The organism is Pseudomonas sp. NFR09 (assembly GCF_900111535.1).
Taxonomy (GTDB): domain Bacteria; phylum Pseudomonadota; class Gammaproteobacteria; order Pseudomonadales; family Pseudomonadaceae; genus Aquipseudomonas; species Aquipseudomonas extremorientalis.
Window position 1 is genome coordinate 635,352 of record NZ_FOIH01000003.1, and the last position, 22,577, is coordinate 657,928.

At 61.2% G+C, this 22,577-nt stretch carries 21 protein-coding genes; 8 read left to right on the forward strand and 13 right to left on the reverse strand.

The annotated features are described in order from the left end of the window. Positions 1 to 164: 164 nt before the first annotated feature. The 8 genes from BMX59_RS10305 to BMX59_RS10340 all read right to left on the reverse strand — a co-directional run bounded on the left by BMX59_RS10305 (position 165) and on the right by BMX59_RS10340 (position 6,701). A complete protein-coding gene (locus BMX59_RS10305; protein WP_092244346.1) occupies positions 165 to 1,073 on the reverse strand; it encodes a sugar kinase in 909 nt (302 codons plus the stop codon). Positions 1,074 to 1,190: 117 nt separating this feature from the next. Next, positions 1,191 to 2,399 carry an amino acid deaminase gene (locus BMX59_RS10310; RefSeq protein WP_093121244.1) on the reverse strand — a complete coding sequence of 403 codons (1,209 nt, stop codon included), beginning with the start codon at positions 2,397 to 2,399 and terminating at the stop codon, positions 1,191 to 1,193. 9 nt (positions 2,400 to 2,408) lie between these two features. Beyond that, complete coding sequence (locus tag BMX59_RS10315; RefSeq protein ID WP_058424172.1) at positions 2,409 to 3,173, reverse strand: IclR family transcriptional regulator; 765 nt, start codon at positions 3,171 to 3,173, stop codon at positions 2,409 to 2,411. A 106-nt stretch (positions 3,174 to 3,279) separates the two neighbouring features. Then, positions 3,280 to 3,669 carry a RidA family protein gene (locus BMX59_RS10320; protein ID WP_010210958.1) on the reverse strand — a complete coding sequence of 130 codons (390 nt, stop codon included), beginning with the start codon at positions 3,667 to 3,669 and terminating at the stop codon, positions 3,280 to 3,282. Between the two features lie 16 nt (positions 3,670 to 3,685). Next, complete coding sequence (locus tag BMX59_RS10325) at positions 3,686 to 4,468, reverse strand: amino acid ABC transporter ATP-binding protein (protein WP_071488005.1); 783 nt, start codon at positions 4,466 to 4,468, stop codon at positions 3,686 to 3,688. Next, positions 4,465 to 5,127: an amino acid ABC transporter permease gene (locus BMX59_RS10330; protein ID WP_016976586.1), complete on the reverse strand. Its 663-nt coding sequence runs from the start codon at positions 5,125 to 5,127 to the stop codon at positions 4,465 to 4,467. Before BMX59_RS10330 ends, BMX59_RS10325 begins: the two co-directional genes overlap by 4 nt. 11 nt (positions 5,128 to 5,138) lie before the next feature. Then, positions 5,139 to 5,801, reverse strand: coding sequence for an amino acid ABC transporter permease (locus tag BMX59_RS10335; RefSeq protein WP_025857547.1), 663 nt, complete (start codon positions 5,799 to 5,801; stop codon positions 5,139 to 5,141). A 51-nt stretch (positions 5,802 to 5,852) separates the two neighbouring features. Beyond that, positions 5,853 to 6,701: a transporter substrate-binding domain-containing protein gene (locus BMX59_RS10340; RefSeq protein ID WP_092244352.1), complete on the reverse strand. Its 849-nt coding sequence runs from the start codon at positions 6,699 to 6,701 to the stop codon at positions 5,853 to 5,855. A gap of 333 nt (positions 6,702 to 7,034) precedes the next feature. Between BMX59_RS10340 and BMX59_RS10345 the strand changes: the two genes are divergently transcribed. Further along, on the forward strand, positions 7,035 to 7,283 hold the full coding sequence (locus BMX59_RS10345) for a hypothetical protein (RefSeq protein WP_093121245.1): 249 nt from the start codon (positions 7,035 to 7,037) through the stop codon (positions 7,281 to 7,283). Between the two features lie 65 nt (positions 7,284 to 7,348). Then, complete coding sequence (locus BMX59_RS10350; protein ID WP_093121246.1) at positions 7,349 to 7,690, forward strand: thioredoxin domain-containing protein; 342 nt, start codon at positions 7,349 to 7,351, stop codon at positions 7,688 to 7,690. Here the strand turns inward: BMX59_RS10350 and BMX59_RS10355 are convergent. Then, positions 7,674 to 9,236, reverse strand: a complete 1,563-nt coding sequence (locus BMX59_RS10355) for a TerC family protein (protein WP_093121247.1) — start codon at positions 9,234 to 9,236, stop codon at positions 7,674 to 7,676. The genes BMX59_RS10350 and BMX59_RS10355 overlap by 17 nt on opposite strands. 470 nt (positions 9,237 to 9,706) lie before the next feature. On the opposite strand from BMX59_RS10355, the gene BMX59_RS10360 reads away from it, so the two are divergent. Beyond that, complete coding sequence (locus tag BMX59_RS10360; RefSeq protein ID WP_092244364.1) at positions 9,707 to 10,714, forward strand: substrate-binding domain-containing protein; 1,008 nt, start codon at positions 9,707 to 9,709, stop codon at positions 10,712 to 10,714. 64 nt (positions 10,715 to 10,778) lie between these two features. Continuing rightward, positions 10,779 to 11,894 carry an MDR/zinc-dependent alcohol dehydrogenase-like family protein gene (locus tag BMX59_RS10365; protein ID WP_093121248.1) on the forward strand — a complete coding sequence of 372 codons (1,116 nt, stop codon included), beginning with the start codon at positions 10,779 to 10,781 and terminating at the stop codon, positions 11,892 to 11,894. Here the strand turns inward: BMX59_RS10365 and BMX59_RS10370 are convergent. Next, positions 11,872 to 12,747 (reverse strand): LysR family transcriptional regulator, encoded by an 876-nt coding sequence (locus BMX59_RS10370; protein ID WP_093121249.1) that lies wholly within the window; start codon positions 12,745 to 12,747, stop codon positions 11,872 to 11,874. The genes BMX59_RS10365 and BMX59_RS10370 overlap by 23 nt on opposite strands. Positions 12,748 to 12,898: 151 nt before the next feature. On the opposite strand from BMX59_RS10370, the gene BMX59_RS10375 reads away from it, so the two are divergent. Continuing rightward, on the forward strand, positions 12,899 to 14,434 hold the full coding sequence (locus tag BMX59_RS10375; protein ID WP_093121250.1) for an MFS transporter: 1,536 nt from the start codon (positions 12,899 to 12,901) through the stop codon (positions 14,432 to 14,434). Between the two features lie 6 nt (positions 14,435 to 14,440). Here BMX59_RS10375 and sohB read toward each other — a convergent pair whose 3' ends face one another. Then, positions 14,441 to 15,466, reverse strand: coding sequence for a protease SohB (gene sohB / locus BMX59_RS10380; protein ID WP_071488016.1), 1,026 nt, complete (start codon positions 15,464 to 15,466; stop codon positions 14,441 to 14,443). A 195-nt stretch (positions 15,467 to 15,661) separates the two neighbouring features. Here sohB and BMX59_RS10385 point away from each other — a divergent pair, with 195 nt between their 5' ends. Further along, positions 15,662 to 16,372, forward strand: coding sequence for a histidine phosphatase family protein (locus BMX59_RS10385; RefSeq protein ID WP_092244376.1), 711 nt, complete (start codon positions 15,662 to 15,664; stop codon positions 16,370 to 16,372). A 56-nt stretch (positions 16,373 to 16,428) separates the two neighbouring features. Beyond that, positions 16,429 to 16,743 carry an SCP2 sterol-binding domain-containing protein gene (locus BMX59_RS10390; RefSeq protein WP_071493079.1) on the forward strand — a complete coding sequence of 105 codons (315 nt, stop codon included), beginning with the start codon at positions 16,429 to 16,431 and terminating at the stop codon, positions 16,741 to 16,743. Positions 16,744 to 16,790: 47 nt separating this feature from the next. On the opposite strand, the gene BMX59_RS10395 is transcribed toward BMX59_RS10390, so the two are convergent. Then, on the reverse strand, positions 16,791 to 19,424 hold the full coding sequence (locus tag BMX59_RS10395; RefSeq protein WP_092244379.1) for an MGH1-like glycoside hydrolase domain-containing protein: 2,634 nt from the start codon (positions 19,422 to 19,424) through the stop codon (positions 16,791 to 16,793). A 69-nt stretch (positions 19,425 to 19,493) separates the two neighbouring features. After that, positions 19,494 to 20,903 (reverse strand): OprD family outer membrane porin, encoded by a 1,410-nt coding sequence (locus tag BMX59_RS10400; protein ID WP_092244382.1) that lies wholly within the window; start codon positions 20,901 to 20,903, stop codon positions 19,494 to 19,496. Positions 20,904 to 21,192: 289 nt separating this feature from the next. On the opposite strand from BMX59_RS10400, the gene BMX59_RS10405 reads away from it, so the two are divergent. After that, entirely contained in the window at positions 21,193 to 22,569 is a 1,377-nt protein-coding gene (locus BMX59_RS10405) for a 2-oxoadipate dioxygenase/decarboxylase HglS (protein ID WP_093121251.1), read from the forward strand. Positions 22,570 to 22,577 lie beyond the last annotated feature (8 nt).

A 22,577-nucleotide genomic window follows, 5' to 3' on the forward strand; every position in this document is an offset into this window, starting at 1 on the left:
GGCCGATCAAGAGCAAGTTCGGGTAGCACCTGGTGCAGGTGTTTTACCGGGATTGATGTGTTGGCTGCAGACCGCTATTGGGGGCAAGCCCCCTCCCACATTTGAATAGGTTCACAAATCAAACTGTGGGAGGGGCTTGCCCCCGATCCGCCGCAGGCGGCCATTCACCCCCGGGGAATCAGCGCCCCCGGCACCTGGATAACCCGACTGGCCAACCGATGCCCAGCCAATGCAGCCTGCTCCGGCGAGCTTCCCTTGAGCCGCCCGGCCAGGTACGCCGCACTGAACGAATCCCCCGCCGCTGTCGTGTCCACCACCTTTTCCACCTTGATCGCCGGCACGCAAAAGCGCTCGCCGTTGCAGCGTATCAGGCACGCATCCGCGCCACGCTTGAGCACCACCTCTTTAATATCCGGATACGCCGTCAACACCTGCTCGCTGTCGGGATAGCCAAACAGGGCACGCTCGTCATCCTCGGTGAGCAAGGCAATATCCACTTCGGCCAGGACACGCCCATACGCAGCACGCGCCGCCTCGACACTCGTCCACAGTCGCGGCCGGTAGTTGTTGTCGAACACCACCTTGCCCCCGCGCCGACGGGTTTCGATCAGGGTTTGCAGCAAGCGTTCGCGGCCGATTTCACCCAGCACGGCCAGGGTGATACCGCTGAAATACACCACGTCATAGCCCGGCAGCGCGGCCAGGATCGGCTCGGCTGCCGGCGTGGTGAAGCAGTCGCGCACGGCGGCTTCGTTGCGCCAATACAAGAATTTGCGCTCGCCGTTGGCATCGGTCTGGATGCAGTACAAACCCGGCAGACGTCCGGGCAGGCGCTGGACCATGCCCACCCCCAACCCTTCGTCAGTCCATTGCCGGCACATGGCATCGCTGAAGCTGTCATCGCCCAGGGCAGTGACGTAGTCGACACCGCCGGTATCGCCCAACTCGCGGCGCAGGTACACCGCCGCGTTCAGGGTGTCGCCGCCGAAGCTCTGGTGCAGGCTACCGTCGGCACGGTGTTGCAGTTCGATCATGCATTCGCCGATCAGGGCGATGCGGGGTTGGGTGCTCATAGCGATTGTCTCGGGAGTGACTGATGGCCTCATCGGGGGCAAGCCCCCTCCCACATTGGAATGGGTTCACACATCAAACTGTGGGAGGGGGCTTGCCCCCGATGGGATCGACGCGGTCTAGAAGCAGGTAGGCAGAGACTCAATCACCTGCAACTGCTCATCCACCAGGCAACCGACCTGCCACTTGTCGAAGGTCAGGCACGGGTGCGAAGTGCCAAAGGAAATGATGTCACCAATACGCAGTTCAACCCCCGGCGCCACCGTCATGAACGCATGCTGGTCCATCACCGCCGTCACCTTGCACGCGCTCACATCATCGCCTTCCGCTGGCAGGATACCGGCCTTGTAACGCTTGAGCGGCACCGGCAGGCCGGCATCATAGGCCACGTCGCGCTTGCCCAGGGCGATCACCGCAAAGCCCGGCTCGGGCAACGACTGCACATGCGCCCAGACTTCCAGGGCCGGGTGCAGGCCTTCGTCGAGGTCGCTGCGGCGGTCGAGCACGCAGCATTGCGCTTCTTTGTAGATGCCATGGTCATGGGCCACGTAGCTGCCGGGGCGCAGCACACTGAGGAAGCGGCCGGCGGCGTTCTGTTCTTCGAACGACTCGGCGATCAGGTCGTACCAGGCCGAGCCCGACGCGGTGATGATGGGCTTGGGCAGGTCGAAAGAGCCGTTGTTCTGCAAATCCACCGCCAGGCGCACCAGGCTCGCGGCGAAATCGCGGATACCACTGATGGCGTGCTCGCCGTGGATCACGCCCTCATAGCCTTCGATACCGGTAAGGGCCAGGGCCGGCTGGGCCTTGATTGCCTTGGCCAGTTCGCGCACTTCCTGCTCGCTGCGGCAACCGCAACGGCCGCCGACCACGCCGTACTCGATCATCACGTTCAGGCGCAGGCCACGGGCGGCGAAGAACAGCCCCAGGTCGGCGACGTTGTCCGGGTGATCGACCATGCAGTGGAAGTCGAAGTCCTTGTCGGCCAGCAGATCAGCGATCAATGCCATGTTCGGCGCGCCCACCAGTTGGTTGGCCATCAGCACGCGGCGCACGCCACCGGCATACGCGGCGCGGGTCTGCACGGCGTTGGCCAGGGTGATGCCCCAGGCGCCTGCCTCGATCTGACGCTGGAACAGCGCCGGCATCATGCTGGTCTTGCCGTGGGGCGCGAGCTGCGCGCCGCTCTTGCTGACAAAGTCCTGCATCCAGCGGATGTTGTGTTCCAGCGCATCGCGGTGCAGCACCAGGGCCGGCAGGCTGACGTCGCGGACCAGATGGGCACCGACGGCGGCGGCGCCTTTTTCAACGGCATTGATGGCAGACATGAAATGCTCCTATTCGTTGATGCGACGGGCCAGGTTGTTGGCACTTTCAATCAACACCCGGCGATAGTCGTTGTAATTTTTGATCGCATCGGCGCGCGGGGCGACGATGCACAGGGTCGCAATGCTGATGCCTTGCGCGTCCCGCACCGGGGCGGCAAAGCAATGGGTAAAGGTGTCGGCCACACTGTCGAAGGAAAAGAAACCATCGAGGGTGGCCTGACGGATTTGTGCCAGGAAGGTATCCAGCGGCAAGCGCTGGCCATCCGGCAGGATAAAGTCATCGTGATCGATCAGGTCGACGATCTGCTGGTCGCTCAAGTGCCCCAGCAACAGGCGCCCGGAAGCGGTCCAGGGGATCGGCGCGTTTTCGCCGATGTCCGAAGAAATACGAAAATGCCGCTCGCCCTCGCGCATCAGCGCCACCGTGTACTTGCGCCCGTTCAGCAGGCACATCTGCGCGGTTTCGTGGGTCTGGCTGACGATCTCCTGCAAGGCGTGGTCGGCCTCGCGGGTCAGGTCGAAATGCCGCAGGTGTGCCTGGCCCAGGAAATACAGCTGGCGGCCGAGGTAGACGTGACCGTCCTTGCCCACCGTTTCCAGGATGCGTCGCTCCAGCAGTGACGCGACCAATTCGTAGACGGTGGATTTGGGGCTGCCGATGCCGCTGGCAATATCATTCGGGCGCAGGGGCTGGCCGATTTCCTTGAGAAAATCGAGGATATCGAATGCCCGGTCCAGGCCTTTGGCGCGGCGTTTGATGGTGTCTTCGGTCATGGCAGCCTTCGATTCCTGTAAAAATGCTGTGATCTGCGCAGATCCTTGTGGGAGGGGGCTTGCCCTCTCCCACATTGGATTTTCCGTGGTTTCAAGAATGGGGCATTTAGCCCTTTTTCTTGTAGGCCACGCAATCGATCTCCACCTTGCAGTCGACCATCATGTTCGCCTGCACACAGGCCCGCGCCGGGGCGTGTTCCGGGGTGAAGTATTCGCCGAAGACTTTGTTGAAACTCCAGAAGTCCCGCGGGTCCTCCAGCCATACCCCCACGCGCACCACATCTTTCAATTCGTAGCCAGCCTCTTCGAGGATCGCCACCACGTTGCGCATGGTCTGCCGGGTTTGCTCAATGATGCCGCCAGTGATGATTTCGCCATCCACCGCAGGCACCTGGCCCGAGACGTACAACCAACCGTCCGCTTCCACGGCGCGGGCGAAAGGACGGGGTTGGCCGCCGCCGGCAGTACTGCCGGCACCATAACGAGTAATGCTCATAACAACAGGCTCCTGATTAAAAACGAATGTTCTTGAGAAATTCCGCCAGGCGCGGCGATTGCGGGCGCTCGAAGATGTCCTTCGAGGTGCCCTGCTCTTCAATGCGGCCCTGGTTCATAAACACGATCTTGTCCGAGACTTCATAGGCAAAGCGCATTTCGTGGGTGACCAGCAACATGGTCATGCCCTCTTCCGCCAGGCCCTTGATCACGCTGAGGACTTCGCCCACCAGCTCCGGGTCGAGGGCCGAGGTGACTTCGTCGAACAGCATCAGGCTGGGGTTCATGGCAATCGCGCGGGCAATCGCCACACGTTGTTGCTGGCCGCCCGACAACTGGCCGGGAAAGTGGTTACGACGCTCCAGAAGTCCTACACGATCCAACCATTTTTCCGCGAGCGCCACCGCCTCGTCCTTAGGCATTTTCTTAACTTTCAATAAGCCCAGGGTGACGTTTTGCAACGCCGTCAAATGCGGGAACAGGTTGAACTGCTGGAATGCCATGCCGGTCATGGCACGATGCTGGGCAATCACGCGCTCGGGGTGACGCACCCGCTTGCCGGCAACTTCGCTGTAGCCGATGGACTCGCCATCCAGGGTGATCTGCCCGCCCTGGAACTCTTCCAGCAGGTTGACGCAACGCAACAGAGTGGTCTTGCCCGAGCCGCTGGAGCCGATCAGTGTCACCACGTTACCGCGCTGCATCGACAGGTCGACGCCCTTGAGCACTTCCACCTGGCCGTACTGCTTGCGCAGGCCGCTAATGTTCAGCAGTGGTGGGTTGGTTTGAGGTTGGTTCATGGCAAGGCCACCCGCTTTTCAATGTAGCGCCCGAATAACTCGATGGCGTAGTTGATGACAAAGAACATAAAGCCTGCGAACAGGTAAAACTCCAGGGTCATGAAGGTGCGTGCGATCACTTGCTGAGTGCTCAACAGCAACTCGGCCACGCCGATCACCGAGAGCAGGGTCGAGGCCTTGACGATTTCCGTGGAGGAGTTGACCCAGGTCGGCAGGATCTGGCGCAGCGCCTGGGGCAGCAACACATAACCCAGGGACTGATAGAACGTCAGGCCAATCGCCTTGCCCGCTTCCAGTTGCCCACGGGGAATGGCTTGCAGCGCACCGCGCACGATTTCCGAGACGTGGGAACCGCAGAACAGCGTCAACCCGACCGCACCGGCCTGGAACGCGGTGATCTGCCAACCGAGCGCCGGCAGCATGTAGAAGCACGCCAATACCAGCACAAACACCGGCGTGCCCCGGATCAGGTCGACGTACAGCCGGAACGGCGCACGCATCCAGAATTTGCCGTAGGTCAGGATCAACCCGGCGACTATGCCGATCAGGGTGCCAAAGATAATCGCCAATGCGGACACATAAACACTGGCCTGAAAGCCCGCCCAGAGGGTATCCCGGGCGATCCACAACTCATGCAGCCAGCTGGGGGATTCGTACATGGAAACCTCTCTTAACGACGGATCGCCAGGCGCTGTTCCAGGTAACGGAGCAGCATGGCAATGAGGTAACAGGCGGCCACGTAGAGCGCGGTCGTGACCAGCCAGGTTTCAATCACCCGGTAGCTCTCGACGTTGATCTTGCGGGCGTAATAGGTCAGCTCCGGCACCGCGATGGCGGCGGCGAGCGAGGTGTCCTTGAACAGCGAAATGAAGTTGTTCGACAGCGCGGGCAACACATTGCGCAGCATCACCGGCACGGTGATGTAGGCACGGATACGCCACTCGCCCAGACCGATGGCCAGCCCGGCTTCACGCAAGCCCTTGGGAATATTCAGCAGCCCGGCGCGAAATACTTCGGTCAGATAAGCCCCGGCGTACAACGACAAGGTGATGATGAACGACGGGATCTTGTCCAGGCGGATGCCCAGGCTGGGCAAGGCGAAGTAGATCAGCAGGATCAGCACGAGGATCGGCGTATTGCGGATCACCGTCACATACACCGAGGCCAGCACGCGCAGTGCCTTGTGTTTCGACAGCATGGCAAATGCCATCATCAGGCCGATCACGCAGCCGATCGCGATCGACAGCAGCGCCAGCTCGAGGCCCAGGCCGAGCCCCGCCAGCAAGCTGGGGAAGTCGCGCCACACGGCGGCAAAGTTCAACTGATAGTTCATGGTCAGCAGTACCTGATTGGGGCGCCGTCAGCGACGCCCCAGGTTTTCGATTTACTTGAACTCAACCGGGAAGCCGATCGCAGGTTCCGGCAGATCCACGCCGAACCATTGCTTGAACGAGGCCTTGTAGGTGGGGAACTCCACGCCGGTCATGGCTTCATGCAGCGCGGTGTTGACGAAGTTCAGCCAGTCCTGATCGCCACGCTTGACGGCGCACGCATAGGTTTGCGGGCTCCAGGCGTAGGCCGGGCTGCGGTAACGACCTGGGTTTTGCACCATCAGGTACTTGACCGAGGACTGGTCGGTGGCCGCGGCATCGGCGCGACCGGAGTTCACCGCCTGGTACATCAGGTCGACGCTGTCGTACTGGTCGACCTTGGCTTTGGGCAGGGCCTGGTGCACCAGCTCTTCGGCATACACGTTTTGCAGCACGGCCACGGTGACGCTGTCGCCGGCGGCCTGCAGGTCTTCGATCTCTTTGTACTTGCTGTTGTTGGGCAGCAGCAGGCCCACGCCTTCGCGGTAGTACGGCAGGGTGAAGGCCACCTGCTGCGCGCGGCTGGCGGTGACGGTGATGAACTGGCAACTCATGTCGACCTTGTCGGTCAGCAGGTTGGGAATCCGCGCATCAGAGGATTGCACCACGAACTCGACCTTGCTCGGGTCATTGAACAAGCCCTTGGCCACGATGCGGCCGATGTCGATATCAAAACCCTGCAACTTGCCATCCGCTCCCTGGAAGTGCCACGGCGCATTGGTACTGCCTGTACCCACGATCAGATGCCCACGTTTGAGCACATCATCGAGCTTGCTGTCCGCCGCTTGCGCTTGGCTTGCGAGGGAAGCCGATGCGGCGAAGAGAAAAACACACGCTTTGAATACAGAAGGTCGGTGATGCATGACAAGCACTCCAGGAGTTGTGTATTCCGCTATACCGGAACTTAGTATGTAACAACGGAACAGACAGCAGAAAGTGTGCCACACGCGCTAACAGAAAAACACGGCATGAATAAATCTGTTTTAGATCAGATAGATAAATGAAGATCCGTAACCAGGCGTTAAGCCAGCACTTGAAATCTCTTTGCTACCCAAGGCCCCACACGGCGGTGACACGCCACACTTGCGTGCGCTACAGCAGTATTACCACGCACCGTTGCGGTGCGGCTGTCGCGTGGAAAAATCCCCGCGCTGGGCTAGCCTTGGCACATTCATTCCGACAAGGACTCCACCCCGATGAACTTCCGCCTCACCCTGGTTTTGCTGTCCTTTCTGGTGGCCGGCAGCGCTTCGGCCAGCAACGACCGACGCGAATGCAAGGCCGAACTGCGCAAGCTCAACGAAGCCCTGAGCACCAATTACACAAGCCAGAACCACCACGGCTACCGTCAGGCGAAGGCCTCAAGGGACAATCTGGAATACAAGAAATGCGCAAGCCAGGCGCGCAAAGCCCGCGAACGCTTGGAGCGTGACCGGGACCTGTGAAGGTTGACAGTAGACGACTGACGCCCCCCCGGCTTAGCGTGAGCCAGGCCTGGAGGGAAATATCGATGAGCTATGTGAATGCCGTGATTGCAGACAAAGCTGCGTTTGAGCGCGAACTGAACACCCCACAACCCGTATTTGTGGTTTTCATGTCACATGAATGCACGGCTTGCACTGATGCGATGCCGCGTTTCATGCGCATCAGCGAGCACTACAAGGAGCAGGTCAAAATCTTGATTCTTGATTGTATGGACACGCCTCCACACCCAAGGGTCGACCGTATCCCGATGCTGTTGATCTACCGCAATCAGGTACTGCTCGAAGCCCTTCCCGGCCTTGGCGAGCAAGCGCTGCGAAGCGCCTTCGAGCAATACAGCCAACTACCCGCCGTTACGCCTGGTGTATAGGCACCAGGCAAACCTGCGTCACCCGCCGCTCTTCCACCGCCGCCACCGTCATGCGCCAGCCCTCATGTTCCAGGCTATCGCCCACCACTGGCAGGCGGTCGAGCAGGCTCATGACCAGACCGGCCAGGGTCTGGTAGTCCTCGGTCGCCGTCGCCTTGAAACCGGTACGCTGGCGGACCAGGTTGAGGTTCAAGGCACCATTGGCGCGAAAGCCATCGCCTTCCTCGACGATATCCGGCCCCTCGATTTCACTGGCATCCGGCAACTCACCGGCAATGGACTCGAGAATGTCGGTCATGCTCAACACGCCCATAAAGTCACCGAATTCGTTGATGACGAACGCAATGTGCGTGGATTCCTGGCGCATCTGCTCCAGCGCATTGAGGACCGAAAAGCTGTCGAGCAAGTTGATCGCCCGACGCGCCAGGTGCTCCAGGTTCGGCTCGTTGCCGGCCAGGTACTCCTTGAGCAACTCCTTCTTGTGCACGAAGCCCAGCGGCTCATCGACGGCGCCATTGCGGATCAACGGCAGTCGCGAATAGGACGAGTGCATCAGTTTCAGGCGGATACTGTCGGGGTCGTCCGCCAGATCAATGCAGTCGACCTTGGCTCTCGGCGTCATCAGCGTGCGGATCGGTCGCTCGGCCAGTTGCAGCACGCCGCTGATCATCACGCGCTCACGTCGATCAAACAGCGGGCCCTGGGTGGCATCCGGCTCGCCGAGCAGGTCGGCCACCTCTTCACCCACCTCTTCCACCGCCAGGCTGCGACCGCCGAGCAGGCGCATCACAGCATGGGCGGTACGCTCGCGCACCGGCAACACGCCTTGCGCCGACTTCTTGCGGCGTGAACGGGCGATCTGGTTGAACACTTCGATCAGGATCGAGAAGCCGATGGCGGCGTACAGGTAACCCTTGGGAATATGGAACCCCAGGCCTTCGGCGGTCAGGGCGAAACCGATCATCATCAGGAAGCCCAGGCACAGCATGATCACCGTCGGGTGCGCGTTGACGAAGCGTGTCAGCGGCTTGCTCGCCACGATCATCAGGCCGATGGACACGATCACCGCGATCATCATCACCGCCAGTTCGTCCACCATGCCCACGGCGGTAATCACCGCATCCAGGGAGAACACCGCGTCGAGCACCACGATCTGTGCCACGATCGGCCAGAACATCGCGTAGGCCACATTGCCTGTGCGCTGGGCCACATGCCCCTCGAGGCGTTCATGCAATTCCATGGTGGCCTTGAACAGCAGGAACACACCACCAAACAGCATGATCAGGTCGCGGCCGGAGAAGCTCTTGTCGAACATCTCGAACAACGGCTGGGTGAGGGTCACCAACCAGGAAATACTCGCCAACAGGCCCAGGCGCATCAGCAACGCCAGGGACAGGCCGATCAAGCGCGCACGGTCACGCTGCTCCGGCGGCAGCTTGTCCGCCAGGATCGCGATAAACACCAGGTTGTCGATGCCCAGTACCAGTTCCAGCACAATCAAGGTCAACAGGCCGAGCCAGGCCGTTGGATCCGCTAACCATTCCATTTATTGAGTCTCTTCAGTCATCGATTTTCAGAATGCCGGGCACGGCAGAGTGCGGTCAGTGGACCGGTAAAAGGTTAGCAGTCGGAATACGGGGTGCTTCAGCGGGAACAACGACAGAGGATGTCTTGGGGAAAGACGACTGGGAGGCTCCGAGAGGGTGTTCATGCAAATCCTGCAATGACAAAAGGACTTGAATCGTACAGTCGAAAGGGAAAATCCCCACAACCCAAAACTATTACAAGATCTGTAAAACCTTCGAAGCCAGTACGATCATTTGATCATTACATGAAATTATTATCAGCATAAATACCTACTAATCGTTGGTACAAAGCCCTAAAAACCAATAAATCAGCCTATTTCTGCGTTTTATACGAAAGCATTTGACTGATCAGATTTTCATTTGATAAACATATGATCAACACAAGGCAATGAATGAACGACTGACTACAACAATAAACGGGGTGCTCATCATGAAACTTGCTACGACCTTCGCCGCCGCTGCGGCCCTCTCCCTCCTCGCCAGCAGCATCGCCCTGGCCGCCGACGGCAAGACCTACAAGGTCGGCGCCGCGGTCTACGGCCTCAAGGGCCAATTCATGCAGAACTGGGTACGCGAACTCAAGGAGCACCCCGCCGTGAAAGACGGCACCGTGCAATTGACCGTATTCGACGGCAACTACGACGCACTGACTCAGAACAACCAGATCGAAAACATGGTGACCCAGCACTACGACGCCATCCTCTTCGTGCCCATCGACACCAAGGCTGGCGTCGGCACCGTGAAGCAGGCCATGAGTAACGACGTGGTGGTCATCGCCTCCAATACGAAAGTTGCCGATGCCGCCGTCCCCTACGTGGGTAACGACGATGTAGAGGGCGGCCGCCTGCAGGCCCAGGCCATGGTCGACAAACTCAACGGCAAGGGCAATGTAGTGATCATCCAGGGCCCCATTGGCCAGTCGGCACAGATCGACCGGGAAAAAGGCGAGCTGGAAGTGCTGGGCAAGCACCCGGACATCAAGATCATCGAGAAAAAAACCGCCAACTGGGACCGCGCCCAGGCCATGGCGCTGACGGAGGACTGGCTGAACGCCCACCCCAAAGGCATCAACGGCGTCATCGCGCAGAACGACGACATGGCCCTAGGCGCGGTACAGGCCCTGAAATCCCACGGCCTGACGTCCAAGGATGTACCGGTTACCTCCATCGACGGCATGCCGGATGCCATCCAGGCCGCGAAAAAAGACGAAGTCACCACCTTCCTGCAGGATGCCCAGGCCCAGTCCCAGGGTGCGCTGGACGTGGCCCTGCGCGCCCTGGCCGGCAGCGACTACAAGCCCCGGTCGGTGATCTGGGAACGCTATGCCAAGGATGTGCAATGGGCTGACGGCACCGCGAAGAACTACATCCTGCCCTGGGTGCCAGTAACCAACGCCAACGCCGATGCGCTGTACAAGCAAGTCAGCGGCGCCAAGTAAGCCGTAGCCGGTTGATCGCTCCCCGCATGGGAGCGATCCGTTCATCTTTGTTGTGAGGCCTGCCATGTCCACCGTCACCGAACGCCCGCAAGAACACCTGCACCCCGTCATCCCGAAAACCATGCAGGCCGTGGTCTGCCATGGCCCGGAAGACTACCGGCTGGAAACCGTCGACGTGCCCACCCCCGGCCCCGAGGAAATCCTCACCAAGGTCGAGTTGTGCGGGATCTGCATGGGCGACATCAAGACCTATCGCGGCGCGCCGTCGTTCTGGGGCGACGCCGAGCAACCACGCTATGTGAAACCGCCGATGATCCCCGGCCATGAATTCGTGTGCCGCGTGGTCGCCCTGGGCCCCGGCGCGGACAAGCGCGGCGTGAAGATCGGCGACCGGGTCATTTCCGAGCAGATCGTGCCGTGCTGGGGCTGCCGCTTCTGCAACCACGGCCAGTACTGGATGTGCCAGAAACACGACCTGTATGGCTTCCAGAACAACGTGCAGGGCGCCATGGCCCAGTACATGATCTTCACCAAGGAAGGCATCATCCATAAGGTCCCGGACTCCATCGCCCCGGATGAAGCGATCCTGATCGAACCCCTGGCCTGCTCACTGCACGCTGCCGAGCGCGCCAATGTGGATTTCGACGATGTCGTGGTGGTCGCCGGCGCCGGCACCCTGGGCCTGGGCATCATTGGTGCGGTGCGCATGCGCAATCCGAAGAAACTCATCGTGCTGGACATGAAACCGGAACGCGCCGCCCTCGCCCTGCGCATGGGCGCCGACGAAGTGTGGAACCCGGCCGAAGTCGATGCACTGGCGAAGATCCGCGACATCACCGATGGCTACGGCTGCGACATCTACATCGAAGCCACCGGTCATCACAAGGCCGTGAACCAGGGCCTGGCGATGCTGCGCAAGCTGGGGCGGTTCGTCGAGTTCAGCGTGTTCAATGACGAGGCTACGGTGGATTGGTCGATCATCGGCGACCGCAAGGAACTGGATGTGCTCGGCTCGCACCTGGGGCCTTACATGTACCCGCGCGCCATCGACTTTATCGGCAACCGCAAGATCGACATGCGCGACGTGGTCACCCACAAGTTCGCCCTGGCGGACTTCAAGGAAGCGTTCGCAGTGATGGAGCGCGGCGACAAGTCCCTCAAGGTAGTGCTTGAGCCTTGACCAACTGTATGTACCGCACCACTGCCGGCGCTTTCTCGAAGCGCCGGTGGATCAACGACAACCAGGACGCCGCCTCGCTGCCCTGAATCGGGCGATACACCACTCCCGGCAAGCTCACATGCCCCACCACCGACGCCGGCACCACCGCCACGCCCTGCCCCAATGACACCAGCGCGACGACCGCCACCAACCCACCCGGCTGCGGCCCCAGGCGCGGCGCAAAACCACCTTGGGCCGCGACGTGCAGCGTGCCGCTGATCTGCTCCGGCAGGATGAAGGTCTCGTTTTGCAGATGCTCGCAGTGGATGACTTTCAAACCCAACAGCCATGAATCCTGCGGCAACGCCAGCACAAAACCTTCACTGTCCAGGCGCACTGCTTCCACACCGTCCGGCAAGGTCATCGGCGAACGGACATAGCCGATATCGCAGCGCCCGTCCGCAACGGCACCCGGCAGTATGGCCATGGCACATTCACGCACGTTCACGCTGACATCGGGAAACGCCTGGCAGAACCCCTGCATCTGCCGCTGCAACACGCCGGAATACACGGCGGAAGCCACGTAGCCCAACTCCAGATGGCCGATCTCGCCACGCCCGGCACGCTGGGCATTGCGCTGGGCAAACTCGAACTGACGCACCGTCGCCTCCGCTTCGATCAGCAGCGCGGCACCGGCCTCGGTCAGGCTGACTTCCCGCTGCTGACGAACAAACAGACGTGTGCCCAGGCTGGTTTCCATATCCTGGATCTGCCGACTCAAGGTCGGGGGTGCGATCCCCAGCTGCTCGGCGGCGCGGGTGAAATTGCGCTGACGGGCAACGGCCAGGAAATAGCGAAAATGACGGATGTCCATCTCTGGATTAGCTCAAAGGTAATGAAACGAGTCGGCCTGGCTAATAAAGCCAATGGGCAGCGCGGATATGCTGAGACAAACCACAACACTAGAGAGCCCTTGCGATGTCCGTCAACCGTATCCCCCCTATTGCCTTTGAGGTAATTCAACCATGAGCCGGGTCAGCCCACGCCTGACCTTGCTGACTGCGTCCGGCGTCTGCTCGCTGATCGTGCTCGACACCAATATCGTCGCCGTGACCCTGCCGAGTATCGCCCGCGACCTGGGGGCGAACTTCGCCGACATCGAATGGGTGGTCAGCGCCTACATGCTGGCGTTCGCCGCGCTATTGCTTCCGGCCGGGAGCATTGCCGACCGGTTCGGGCGAAAGAAAACCCTGGTCTGGGGCCTGAGTATTTTCATCCTGGCGTCATTGGGTTGCGGGGCAGCACCCACCGCGCTGCTCCTCGATAGCGCCCGCGCGGTCAAAGGCGTGGGCGCGGCGCTGTTGCTCACATCCGCCCTCGCCTCCATCGGCCATACCTTCCACGACGAGGTGGAGCGCGCCAAGGCCTGGGCCTTCTGGGGCGCGTGCATGGGCGTGGCGATGACTGCCGCACCGACCTTGGGCGGCCTGATCACCCAGTACCTGGGCTGGCGCTGGATCTTCTACCTCAACCTGCCGGTGGGGCTGATGTTGATGAGTCTGGTTCTGCGCGCCATCCCGGAATCCCGCGACACCCAATCCGCGCGGCTCGATCCGTGGGGCAGCCTGGCGTTCAGCGCCAGCCTGCTGTGCCTGATCTGGGGGCTGATCGAAGCCAACCGCATCGGTTGGGACAATCCGTTGACCTACGCCCGCCTGATCGGTGGCGCAGTCTTGCTGGGCGTGTTTGTACTCGTCGAACGGGTGCAACGGCGGCCCATGGTCGACCTGCAACTGTTCCGCCACCCACGCTTTATCGGTGCGCTGCTGGGGATGTTCGCCTATGCCGGTTGTGCCCAGGTGATGATGACGCTGCTACCGTTCTACCTGCAGAACGGCCTGGGATTTTCCGCGATCGCCTCGGGCCTGGGCATGCTGCCGTTTGCGCTGACCATGCTGATCTGTCCGCGCATCGGCGCACGCCTGGCCGCACGCTTTGCCCCGGCGACGATGATGGCCGCCGGGTTGACCCTGGTGGGCAGCGGCAACCTCTTGAGTGCCTGGGCAGTGAACGTCGGCGGCTACCTGCCCTTCGCCCTGGCGATTGCCGTTACGGGCGCCGGTGCCGGCTTGCTCAATGGCGATACGCAAAAAAACATCATGGCCTGCGTACCACGGGACCGCGCGGGAATGGCGTCGGGCATGAGCACGACCATGCGCTTCAGCGCGATCATGTTGGCGATTGGGGTGTATGGGGCGTTGTTGAGCGGTCATAGCGAACAGCTGTTGAGTGCAAGCATTGGCGCGCAATGGCAGGCACAGGTAAACGCGATTGCGTCACGCGTGGTGGCCGGGGATATGCCGGCGGCGATGGGCTTGTTGCCGGAATCGGCACGGGCGGTGGTACAGCCGCTGGCACGGCAGGCCTTTGTGGGTGGCTTCAGCGGGGTGTTGTGGGTGGCGGGGTTGTTGGGGTTGCTCGGAGCGTTGGTGGTGGGGATGTTGATGAGCAAACCAATCCCAGCGGTGCAACAGGCTTCAATAAAACCTGCGCACCGCTGATCAGCCTTACCAGAACCGCTGCTGGGTCAACCGGTTCCACCAGGTCAACAGTACCCGGTCCACCGAACCGCTGGCCGCCAGGCCCACACGCTCCTGCAGGCTCTTGCGCTCGGCATAGTGCAGGTGGAACACCTCGGCGCTCTTGGCCTTGGTGGCCAGGTATTCGTCACTGGTTTGCAGTTCATCGACCAGTTGCTTGTCGAGGGCTGCAACACCCAGCCACACTTCTCCGGTGGCGACTTCATCGATTGCCAACTGCGGGCGATAACGCGACACGAAGTTCTTGAACAACTGGTGAGTGATGTCCAGGTCTTCCTGGAACTTCTCGCGGCCCTTCTCGGTGTTTTCGCCAAACACGGTGAGCGTGCGCTTGTACTCGCCGGCGGTGAGTACTTCGAAGTCGATGTCGTGCTTCTTCAGCAGGCGGTTGACGTTCGGCAACTGCGCCACCACGCCAATGGAGCCGAGGATGGCAAACGGCGCGCTGATGATCTTCTCGCCGATGCACGCCATCATGTAGCCGCCGCTGGCCGCGACCTTGTCGATGCACACGGTCAACGGCACACCCGCCTGGCGGATACGCGCCAGTTGCGACGAGGCCAGGCCGTAGCTGTGGACCATGCCGCCTCCGCTTTCCAGGCGCAGCACCACTTCGTCTTTCGGGGTGGCCAGGCTCAACAAGGCGGTGATTTCGTGGCGCAGGCTTTCGGTGGCCGAGGCCTTGATGTCACCGTCGAAGTCCAGCACGAACACCCGTGGCTTGGCCTCGGCCTTCTGCTTGCCCTTCTTCTTTTCGGCCTTGCCTTCGGACTTGCGCAAGGCCTTGAGCTGGTCCTTGTCGAGCAGGCTCGACTCCAGGCGCTCACGCAGGCCTTTATAGAAATCATTGAGCTTGCTGACCTGCAACTGGCCGGCGGATTTGCGGCGCCCTTTACTGCGCAGCGCCGCGAAGCTGATCAATACCACCAGAATAGCGACCACCAGGGTGACGGTCTTCGCCAGAAAGCTCGCATATTCGGCCAAAAAATCCATGTTGCTCCTTACAAGTGCAGTGCGCCGGGCGCGGATTGCCCCAGCATACCGGCGGCACCGCGTTCGGGCCAGTGATCAAACCGCCAGCAACTACAGGCTCCAACGAGCTTTTAAAACAAGCGTATGTTTTTTCATTGACAGCTCGCAGGCATCCTCATAACCTCGCCAGACTTTCAACGTACCGGGAAAACGGACGTGGGCAGCATCTATCTGATTCGACATGGCCAGGCCTCCTTCGGTGCAGACGACTATGACGTCCTGTCGCCCGTCGGCGTGGAGCAGGCGCAAGTGCTCGGTCGCCACCTGGCGGACATGGGCCTGGTGTTCGACCGCTGCGTGGCCGGCGACCTGCGCCGCCAGCAGCACACCGCCAGCGCCGCCTTCGATCAGTACCACGCCCTCGGCCTGCCGGTGCCGGCGCTGGAAGTCGACAGCGCGTTCAACGAATTCGATGCCGACGCAATCATCCGCGCCCTGCTTCCCGACCTGCTCACCACCGAACCCGAAGCCCTGGAGATCCTGCGCAATGCCGCGCAGAACCGCAGCGAATTCCAGCGCATCTTCGCGCTGATCATCGAGCGCTGGCTGGCCGGCACTTATGATCCACCGGGACTGGAAAGCTGGCTGGGCTTCGTGGAACGCGTGCAAGGTGGCCTGCAACGCATCCTTGAGGCGGCGGACAACACGCAGAAGATCGCGGTGTTCACCTCCGGCGGCACCATCACCGCCCTGCTCCACCTGATCACCCGAATGCCTGCCGCGCAAGCCTTCGAACTGAACTGGCAAATTGTTAACACCTCGCTCAACCAGCTGAAATTCCGCGGTCGCGAGGTGGCACTGGCTTCCTTCAACAGCCATACCCACTTGCAACTGTTGAAGGCGCCGCAGCTCATCACGTTCCGATGAACTGCGGCCAACCGTGACCCCAAGGTCACTGGACTCTACCCTAAAGGATCGAAACCATGACTGACGTAGCCAAAGCTGTAGAAGCAATGAAAGCCAAATTCAACCCAGCCGCCGCTGACGGCCTGGACCTGGTGTTCGGTTTCCGCATCGACGACACCCAGAACTTCTCGCTGGTAGTGAAAAACAACACCTGTGAATTGCTGGAAGGTGAAAACCCGGACGCCCAGGTCACCCTGGTGATGGACGCAGAAACCATGAAAGGCATCGTCAGCGGCGAGACCGACGGCATGCAGGCCTTCATGGGCGGCAAGCTGCGCACCGAAGGCGACATGATGCTGGCCATGAAGCTGAGCGAGCTGTTCCCTTCCTGATTCACGGGCAACCCTGAATCCCGATCCCGCCTTTACAGGCGGGATTTTTATTTGGGTTGCAGCAACAACGCCACCAACGCACTCCACCCGGTTTGATGCGAAGCCCCCAGCCCACGCCCGGTTTCGCCATGAAAGTACTCATGGAACAGCACCAGATCGCGACTTGCCGGATCCGCCTCCAACGGCGCATATCCCACCATCGACGGCCGGGAGCCGTTTTCATCCCTCAGGAACAACCGCGTCAGCCGCTGGCTCAGACTGTCGGCCACGTCCTCCAGGGACGCCAGATAACCACTGCCCGCCGGGTACTCCACCGAGAAGTTGTCCGCGTAATAACGGTGAAATTCGCGCAGCGACTCGATCAGCATGTAGTTCACCGGCATCCATAACGGCCCGCGCCAGTTGGAATTGCCACCGTACAGCCGCGAGTCGGATTCACCCGGCTGGTAGCTCGCACTGAGGGTGTTGCCATTCATCTTCAACGCCAGCGGTTGCTCGGCGAACGCCTTGGACAAGGAGCGCACGCCGAACGTCGACAAGAACTCCTGTTCATCGAGCATGCGCCGCAGCAGGTCTTTGGTCCGCTCGCCGCGCAGCAGCGCCAGCAACAGGCGATTACCCTGCCCCGGTTCGTTCCAGCGTGAAACCAGCCTGGCCAGGTCCGGCCGATGTTTCATGAACCCCAGCAGCCGCTCGCGCAACCCCTCCAGGCCTTCATGTTCACGCTGCTCCAGCACCAGTACGGCAAACAGCGGCATCAGGCCAACCATCGAACGCAGGCGCACCGGTTCGTTCTGGCCATCGGGGCGGTGCAGCACGTCGTAGAAGAACAGGTCCTGCTCATCCCACAGGCCTTCGGCGCTGTCGTCGACACGGTTGATGGCGCCGGCGATATACAGGAAGTGCTCGAAAAATTTCACCGCGATGTCAACGTATACCGCATTGCGCTTGGCCAGCTCCAGGCCGATGCGCATCAGGTCCAGTGCATAGGCCGCGACCCACGCCGTACCGTCGGCCTGATCCAGTTGATACCCCGGCGGCAGTGCGGCGGAGCGGTCGAACAAGGCGATATTGTCCAGCCCCAGGAAACCGCCCTGGAACAGGTTGCGGCCTTCGGCGTCCTTGCGGTTGACCCACCAGGAAAAATTCAGCAGCAGCTTGTGGAAGATCCGCTCAAGGAAATCCATATCGCCTACGCCGTTGAGCGCCTTGTCCTGCTGGTACACCCGCCAGCTGGCCCAGGCATGCACCGGCGGGTTGGCGTCGTCGAACCGCCATTCGTAGGCCGGCAACTGGCCGTTGGGGTGCATGAAGCGGTCCTTCACCAGCAGCAACAACTGCTGCTTGGCGTACGCCGGATCGATCAGCGCCATGGCCACTGCCTGAAAGCCCTGGTCCCACGAGGCATACCACGGGTATTCCCAGGTGTCGGGCATGGAGAGGATGTCGAAGTTGGACAGGTGGCGCCAATGAGTATTGCGGATATGCAGGCGCTCGGGCGGCGGCGCGGGTTGTGCGGGGTCGCCGTCGAGCCATTGGTTGACGTCGAAATAGTACAGCTGCTTGGACCACAGCAACCCGGCCAGTGCCTGACGCTGCACATTGCGCGCATCGTCGTCGGCCATGCCACGTTGCAGGGCGGCGTAGAAGTCATCCGCTTCCTGGCGGCGTTGTTCGAACAGCTTGCGCGCGTTGACCTGTGGCGCGTCGACAGGGGCAAAGCGCAGGTAGAGCGTTTTACTTTCCATCCCGGCCAGTTCGACAACGAAACGCGCCGCGACTTTGGTACCGCTGTCACGCCGAATTGCCGAGTGAACACCCTCGACCACGTAATCGTTGATCCCATCCTTGAACGGCCCCGGCGCCGGCTGCCCATCCAGCCTGGGGTAGTTGGTTTCGTTCTCGCAGAACAGCCACTCCAGCCCGTCCTGGCCCCAGGCGCCGAGATGACGGTCCGGCAGTTCCGGATGACGTGCCAGCACCTGCTCCCCGTCCAACATCAACTGCGGCTTGGGCGCGTCAAAGGTCCAGCTCCAGTCATTGCGCGCCCACAGTTGCGGCAGCACCTGCAGCCGCGTCGGCTGGTCCGAGCGATTGTGCACGGTGACGCGCATGAAGATATCGTCGGGCTGGTGCTTGGCGTACTCGACGCTGACATCGCAGTAGCAGTTGTCTTCGAACACGCCGGTGTCGAGGATCTCGTACTCGGCATCAGCCAGCCCACGGCGGGCGTTTTCGCTGATCAGGTCGGCGTAGGGAAAGGCGGCATGGGGGTATTTGTAGAGCATGCGCATGTAGGCATGACTCGGTACTCCGTCGACGAAAAAGTACAGTTCCTTGACGTCTTCACCGTGGTTGCCCTCGGCGTTGTCGAGACCGAACAGGCGTTCCTTGAGGATCGCGTCGCGCTCGTTCCACAGGGCCAGGCCCAGGCACCAGCGTTGCGCCTTGTCACTGAAACCGGCCAGGCCATCCTCGCCCCAGCGGTAGGCGCGGCTGCGTGCATGTTCATGGGGGAAGTAGGCCCAGGCGTCGCCGTCGGCGCTGTAGTCTTCGCGCACCGTGCCCCATTGGCGTTCGCTCAGATAGGGACCCCACTCGCGCCAGCGCTCGGCATCCTGCTGCGCCAGGCGCTGACCTTCGGTTGTCTCAAGCATTCGAGTGTCGGGTGTGGCCGTCATCGGGTCCTCCAGCGCCTATCAGGTGAGAGGCAGTGTAGAGCCCAATGACGCCCGGGTGCACATGAAGACTTAGAAGATGGCGTAGGTGTAGTTGAAGATCAGACGGGTCTGGTCCTGGTCGGCGGTGCCGGTGTTCTTGCCGTGGTAGGTGCCGGTACGGAAGGTGGTACCGAAGCCTTTCAGGGGACCTGCCTGCACCACGTAGTCCAGGCGGAAGTCGGCTTCGTTTTCCTTCTGGTCAGGGCCGCCGGCGACCTTGGCCTTGATGTCCGAACCGTCCAGGTAGGCCACGGACGCCTTCAGCCCAGGTACGTACGCCTTGAAGTCATAGGTGTATTGGCCAAAGTTGACCTGCTCGCCCGCGCGGGAGAACTGGCCGACCACGGCGTCGGTGAACAGGTAGAAGTCGCTGCCGCCGGCGCCTTGGGCATGCGGGTCGGCGAGGCTGCCCTGGTTGACCCAGACGAAACCGCCGTCGTCACCTACGCCAATGTGGCCGAGCATCAAGCTGCTGCCGCCCAGTTGGTAGGTGAAGGCCGCACTGTAGGTTTTGTTGTCGACTTCGCCGGCGTGTTTGGCGTAGCCACCGTTGTTGTTGAATTGGTAGCCGCTTTCGCCGTTCTTGCCGTCGCTGCGGCTGTCGAAGTAGCGCAGGTCGGTCTTGAACGACTGGTCATTGCCCAGCGGCAGGGTATGGACCAGGCCAACGTAGTTCTGTTTGTAGAAGTCTTGCAGTTGGGCGTAGTAGTACTGCAACGTCAGGTTTTTCGCGATCACGTTGTCGGAAGAACCAAACGGCTTGTAGTCCACCCCACCGAACTTGAAGCTGTCGCTGTCGCGAGTACCACCGGCCACGCTCAGGCCTGTGGAGTTGCTGGAAGCACGGCCTTCGGCGCGGTTCAGCTCACCACCGGTGAAGGTGACATTGGGAATGTCGTTGGAGGTCAGGATACCGCCATCAAAGGTCTGCGGTGCCACGCGACTGTCGTTGGACACCAGGATCGGCAGCACCGGCGCCAGGCCACCACCGACGTGCAACTCGGTCTGGGAAATACGGAACTTCACATTGCCGGCGGCGCGCCCGAAGGAGTCGGCCGGTTCAGTGCCATTGTTCCTGGTCGGGAAGAAGCTGTTGCCGTTACCCGCCAGGCCCGGACCCGCGGTGTGGCCGTCGCCACCGTCCAGGCGCAGGGCGCCGAAGGCCATGACATCGAAACCCAGGCCAACGGTGCCTTGGGTGAAGCCGGACTTGTAGTCAAAACGCAGCGCTGTGGCGGCTTCGCGCAGATCGTTGTTGGTGCCCGAGCGGTTATCCGCGCTGTAGTACATGGTCCGTGAGCTGACAGACGCATGGCTGTCTTCAAGGAAGCCGCTGTGACCGTTGCCGGTGCCCAGCGAGCCGAGCCCGAAGTCATCGGCGTAAGCCTGTTGTGCAAGAACGGCGGCGGTGATCGACAACGCCAGTGTAGAAATTTTCATTAACGACAGCCCCTAAACATTTTTTTATGTGTCTGGTGTGCATAACGGCGTTTTCATCCTTGCAAACGTGACGATTCTTTCACGCCGGCCGGGGCGGACTTCGTGAAGAATTAGTTAGGAAAAACGCCCGAAAATGAAATTTCACACGGGCCGTTTTTTGTCATCTTCACGTCATCTCATTCATTTGCAGAATGAAGTCCTGAAGAATCTTCGTTTGCAAGGCGGCGTTGCGCTCAACAAAATCCAGCAAAAGGCCACTATCCTCGCCCCCGCCATCAGGAATTTTTCTATGCCCAGCACCGCACAGGTCAGCCCCGACGAGATCCGCAAGGGCTTTTCCAAGGCCATGTCCGACATGTACCGAGATGAAGTTCCGTTGTATGGCGCGCTGATGGAGCTGGTGGCCGAGACCAATGCGCACGTGCTCGACACCCAACCGCTGCTGGCGCAACAGCTGCAACGCACCGGCGAAATCCAGCGCCTGGACATGGAACGCCACGGCGCGATCCGCCTGGGCACCGCCACCGAGCTGGCCACCATCCGCCGCCTGTTCGCGGTGATGGGCATGCAGCCGGTGGGCTACTACGACCTGACCCCGGCTGGCGTGCCCGTACACTCCACCGCGTTTCGCGCCGTGCATGAACAGGCGTTGCAGACCAGCCCGTTTCGCGTGTTCACCTCATTGCTGCGCCTGGAACTGATCGAAAACCCCGACCTGCGCGCCTTCGCCGAAACCGCCCTGGCCAAGCGTTCGATCTTCACCCCCGGCGCCCTGGCGCTGATTGAACAAGCCGAAAACCAGGGCGGACTCAACGCCCAGGATGCCGACGAATTCATCCGCCAGGCCCTGGAAACCTTCCGCTGGCATCACACCGCCACCGTCACCGGCGCGCAGTACCAGCAACTGAGCGACCAGCACCGCCTGATCGCCGACGTGGTCGCCTTCAAGGGCCCGCACATCAACCACCTGACCCCACGCACCCTGGACATCGACCAGGTCCAGGCCGCCATGCCCGGCAAAGGCATCACGCCCAAGGCCGTGATCGAAGGCCCGCCGCGCCGCCACTGCCCGATCCTGCTGCGCCAGACCAGCTTCAAGGCCCTGGACGAACCCATCGCCTTCACCGACGCCCAAGGCAGCCACAGCGCACGCTTCGGCGAAATCGAACAACGCGGCGTGGCGTTGACGCCCAAAGGCCGCGCGCTCTACGACCAACTGCTGAACGCCGCCCGCGACGCACTGGGCGCCTTCCCCAACGAAGGCAACGCTGCGCGCTATGTCGAATTGATGGAGCAACACTTCCAGGCCTTTCCGGACAACCATGCCCAGATGCGCGAGCAGGGCCTGGCCTACTACCGCTACTTCCCCACCGAGCAAGGCCTGGCGGCACGCGGCAGCGCCGATCAACCACGCACCCTGGAGGCACTGATCGCCGCTGGCCACATCGACGTGGAACCGTTGGTGTATGAAGATTTTCTGCCGGTGAGCGCGGCGGGGATTTTCCAGTCGAACCTGGGGGATGCGGCGCAGAGTCACTACGCAGCCAACTCGAACCAGGCCGAGTTCGAACAGGCACTGGGCCAGCGAACGATTGATGAATTGAAACTGTATGGCGAGACGCAGCAGCGCTCCATCGATGAATGCACCCAGGCGCTGCTGGCATGAACTGAAGT

Excerpts from the sequence above, each read along its gene's own strand:
- BMX59_RS10305 (WP_092244346.1), bottom strand. The coding sequence starts at position 1,073 with ATGAGCACCCAACCCCGCATCGCCCTGATCGGCGAATGCATGATCGAA.
- BMX59_RS10310 (WP_093121244.1), bottom strand. The coding sequence starts at position 2,399 with ATGTCTGCCATCAATGCCGTTGAAAAAGGCGCCGCCGCCGTCGGTGCC.
- BMX59_RS10315 (WP_058424172.1), bottom strand. The coding sequence starts at position 3,173 with ATGACCGAAGACACCATCAAACGCCGCGCCAAAGGCCTGGACCGGGCA.
- BMX59_RS10320 (WP_010210958.1), bottom strand. The coding sequence starts at position 3,669 with ATGAGCATTACTCGTTATGGTGCCGGCAGTACTGCCGGCGGCGGCCAA.
- BMX59_RS10325 (WP_071488005.1), bottom strand. The coding sequence starts at position 4,468 with ATGAACCAACCTCAAACCAACCCACCACTGCTGAACATTAGCGGCCTG.
- BMX59_RS10330 (WP_016976586.1), bottom strand. The coding sequence starts at position 5,127 with ATGTACGAATCCCCCAGCTGGCTGCATGAGTTGTGGATCGCCCGGGAT.
- BMX59_RS10335 (WP_025857547.1), bottom strand. The coding sequence starts at position 5,801 with ATGAACTATCAGTTGAACTTTGCCGCCGTGTGGCGCGACTTCCCCAGC.
- BMX59_RS10340 (WP_092244352.1), bottom strand. The coding sequence starts at position 6,701 with ATGCATCACCGACCTTCTGTATTCAAAGCGTGTGTTTTTCTCTTCGCC.
- BMX59_RS10345 (WP_093121245.1), top strand. The coding sequence starts at position 7,035 with ATGAACTTCCGCCTCACCCTGGTTTTGCTGTCCTTTCTGGTGGCCGGC.
- BMX59_RS10350 (WP_093121246.1), top strand. The coding sequence starts at position 7,349 with ATGAGCTATGTGAATGCCGTGATTGCAGACAAAGCTGCGTTTGAGCGC.
- BMX59_RS10355 (WP_093121247.1), bottom strand. The coding sequence starts at position 9,236 with ATGGAATGGTTAGCGGATCCAACGGCCTGGCTCGGCCTGTTGACCTTG.
- BMX59_RS10360 (WP_092244364.1), top strand. The coding sequence starts at position 9,707 with ATGAAACTTGCTACGACCTTCGCCGCCGCTGCGGCCCTCTCCCTCCTC.
- BMX59_RS10365 (WP_093121248.1), top strand. The coding sequence starts at position 10,779 with ATGTCCACCGTCACCGAACGCCCGCAAGAACACCTGCACCCCGTCATC.
- BMX59_RS10370 (WP_093121249.1), bottom strand. The coding sequence starts at position 12,747 with ATGGACATCCGTCATTTTCGCTATTTCCTGGCCGTTGCCCGTCAGCGC.
- BMX59_RS10375 (WP_093121250.1), top strand. The coding sequence starts at position 12,899 with ATGAGCCGGGTCAGCCCACGCCTGACCTTGCTGACTGCGTCCGGCGTC.
- sohB (WP_071488016.1), bottom strand. The coding sequence starts at position 15,466 with ATGGATTTTTTGGCCGAATATGCGAGCTTTCTGGCGAAGACCGTCACC.
- BMX59_RS10390 (WP_071493079.1), top strand. The coding sequence starts at position 16,429 with ATGACTGACGTAGCCAAAGCTGTAGAAGCAATGAAAGCCAAATTCAAC.
- BMX59_RS10395 (WP_092244379.1), bottom strand. The coding sequence starts at position 19,424 with ATGACGGCCACACCCGACACTCGAATGCTTGAGACAACCGAAGGTCAG.
- BMX59_RS10400 (WP_092244382.1), bottom strand. The coding sequence starts at position 20,903 with ATGAAAATTTCTACACTGGCGTTGTCGATCACCGCCGCCGTTCTTGCA.
- BMX59_RS10405 (WP_093121251.1), top strand. The coding sequence starts at position 21,193 with ATGCCCAGCACCGCACAGGTCAGCCCCGACGAGATCCGCAAGGGCTTT.